Below are 2,738 nucleotides of genomic sequence, written 5' to 3'. Positions count from 1 at the left end.
TCAGGAGTACTAATTACCTAGATAACTATTACTAACGGTAATTAGGTTTTGTGGTTAGCACGGTTAAACACGTTAAACTTACCAGTAGGCGTTGTTAAACCTTTAATACGAGTAATCTCTTTAAGAGTCTTCGCATCGTAAACAACGATTTCACCAGTTGGGTTCTTGTTGTCAGTTCGGTTCCAGACAGATACCCAAACCTCAGTACCATCTTTGTTGAACTCCATGTGCAAGGCCGCTTTACCTTCTTCTTCAGTTACACGAATAGTTTTAACGATTTCGTGTGTGTCCTTATCAAATACCTGAACACTTTGCTGAACTTCTGGCTCTGGGTGCTTAAGCTGATCTGCCCATACATATTGAGATGTTGGATGGGTACGAATAAATACGCCCGCACCGTCTGTCTCAACTGTGTAGCACAGCTTCCACGCTTGGTCAGGATGACCAATCGGGTCGTTGCCCCAAACAGATACTTCACCAATACCTAGGTGAGTCGTTGCACCAACAGGGCCACACTCTTTATCAGTCCAGTTAGCACCAGGACCCGGGTGAGGCAATGAAGCAACATCGATCATTTTCTCTAACTTACGATCTTTCGTATCAACAACAACCATCTTGTTTGAAGCGTTTGCTGCGATTTGGAAGTAACGACCTGTTGGGTCAAAGAAACCATCATGCAAGAACTTAGCAGTATCCATTTGATCAATACGTAGGTTATTGATGTCGCTGTAATCAACCTGCCACATTTGACCTAACTCTTTGATCGCAACCATCCAAGTTGGCTCATTAGGTGTTGTGTAGATCGCCGCAACGCGAGACTCTTCGACATACTCACCGTCAACATTAACACCACGAGAAGAAACTACTTTCAGAGGTTCAAGTGTTTCTGCATCCATGATTACGAAGTGCGGAGGCCAATAACCACCAGCGATAACATATTTGCCATCACCGGAAACAGCGATATCTCGTGCGTCATACGCCATTTGAGTTTCAGCTACCAACATCTTGTCTGGCGTCTGCCATAAATCGATCTTGTTAACCTTACCGTCACGACCAATGGTGTACCAGAAACGACCTACGTCTTTCGCATGATCAGTTTTATGGTGCTCAGTACCCTTGATTACGTGTACTGCATAACCCGTATCGATGTGTGCAACAATTTCATGTTTGTCACCATCGATGATGGCAGCAAGACCTGCATCACGCTCAATGACAACAAAGAAGTTCTCCCAATTACGGCCATGTAGAGGTTTAGTTGGATAGTCTTTAAGAGCGATATATTCTTTGGTCCGCTCTTTCATCATCGCTAAAGACATCTCTGGTGGAACAGGAGGCTCCAACTGAATATACTTCGCAAGAAGGTCAATCTCATCTTTAGTGAAGAGATCATCAAAGTTGTTCATGCCACCTTCAGTACCTAGCTCAATAATACGAGACAGACGCTTGGTTCCTTTCTTAAGGGTTTCTTCAGGCATCAAACTTTTACCTGTTGCCCCCTTACGTAATACACCATGACAACCCGCACAACGCTGAAAGTACATGGATTTTGCTTTGTCGAATTCTTCAGGGGTTAAGGTTGGTGCAGTGTTTGTTGCTGCCTGAACCCCGGCTCCCATGCCAACGCCCATTGCTAGAGCTAATGCTGACAATATATGTTTTGTGTTCTTCATCGTATGCGAACTCCTGTTAATTGTTGTCGCTATTTGTCGTTTGGGTCTTTTGTCCGACTTCCCCCTTTAAGCCGTGAATCCCCAATAAAGCTATAAGAAGTGCTATGTTCGAAAAAAGTTACTACTCCAAAAATATGTGTTGCTATCTTCTTACAACGTCTCTCTCAAAACGTTATCTTCCTCTCTAACCACACCTACCCTTAAAGTGGTAGATACCTCCTTCCTTCGTGGATAGATCATTTGAAAAGACGGTTTACTTGACCTCAATCAAATTAACACCGCTCCCTCACTGCCATACTCCGCTTCGATTCCGGAGGTCTCACCTAGCTATACTCAAGTTTCGTACCAACACATAAAGCGCTGAAAAATAACAATATTTATAACAAGGGAAATCATAATGACCGCCTTAGCAAGAAATCATTTCGACAACAGTGAGGTAGATATGACAACAACAGGTTCATTATTCGAGACGATTACGGCGATCATTTCCGACCTCCCTAGAGACTTACCTGAAGCAAGTCGCTATCAGCGACTGCTTAACAATATGCAGAATATATTTCCGTTCGATGCGGCGGCGGTTTTGAAACTGGAAGGCAGTCAACTTCGCCCTATTGCAATGAAAGGATTAAGCGATGACGTACTAGGAAGACGATTCATCATTACTGAACATCCCAGACTGTCTCAAGTGATCCATTCAAAAGGGCTGGTACACTTTGAGGCGAACTCAGACCTACCTGACCCTTACGATGGATTAATCGGTGAAAACAACCAACACCCTGATGTACACGACTGTATGGGCATTCCCTTATTAATTAATGAAAAGCCGTGGGGACTACTTACCTTAGATGCGCTTGAACCTGGCACCTTTGACCAGATTGATAAGGACCAGCTGAGGACATTTACCAAACTCACCGAAGCGGCGGTTAAGGCAGCCGTACGAATCGATTCACTTGAAGCCAGTGCAGCTCACCACCGATTAGTCAGTCAAACTTTGCTGAAAAGCTCTGACAGCGAGATGATCGGCCAGAGCGATGTGATGATGAATCTGAAAGATGAGCTAGATATCGT

General features: G+C 44.2%; 2 protein-coding genes. One reads left to right on the top strand and one right to left on the bottom strand.

All coding sequences use genetic code 11. The features are described 5' to 3' along the window. Positions 1–41 precede the first annotated feature (41 nt). Complete coding sequence (locus tag A3761_RS21360) at positions 42–1,670, bottom strand: cytochrome D1 domain-containing protein (protein WP_068514287.1); 1,629 nt, start codon at positions 1,668–1,670, stop codon at positions 42–44. Positions 1,671–2,067: 397 nt separating this feature from the next. On the opposite strand from A3761_RS21360, the gene A3761_RS21355 reads away from it, so the two are divergent. Beyond that, positions 2,068–2,738, top strand: a 671-nt coding sequence (locus A3761_RS21355; protein WP_156492014.1) for a GAF domain-containing protein, incomplete at its 3' end; no start/stop codon positions are given.

This window comes from Oleiphilus sp. HI0123, from assembly GCF_001635315.1.
The sequence above is the reverse complement of the archived record's forward strand: the minus strand, read 5'-3'. Positions and strand labels throughout refer to the sequence as shown.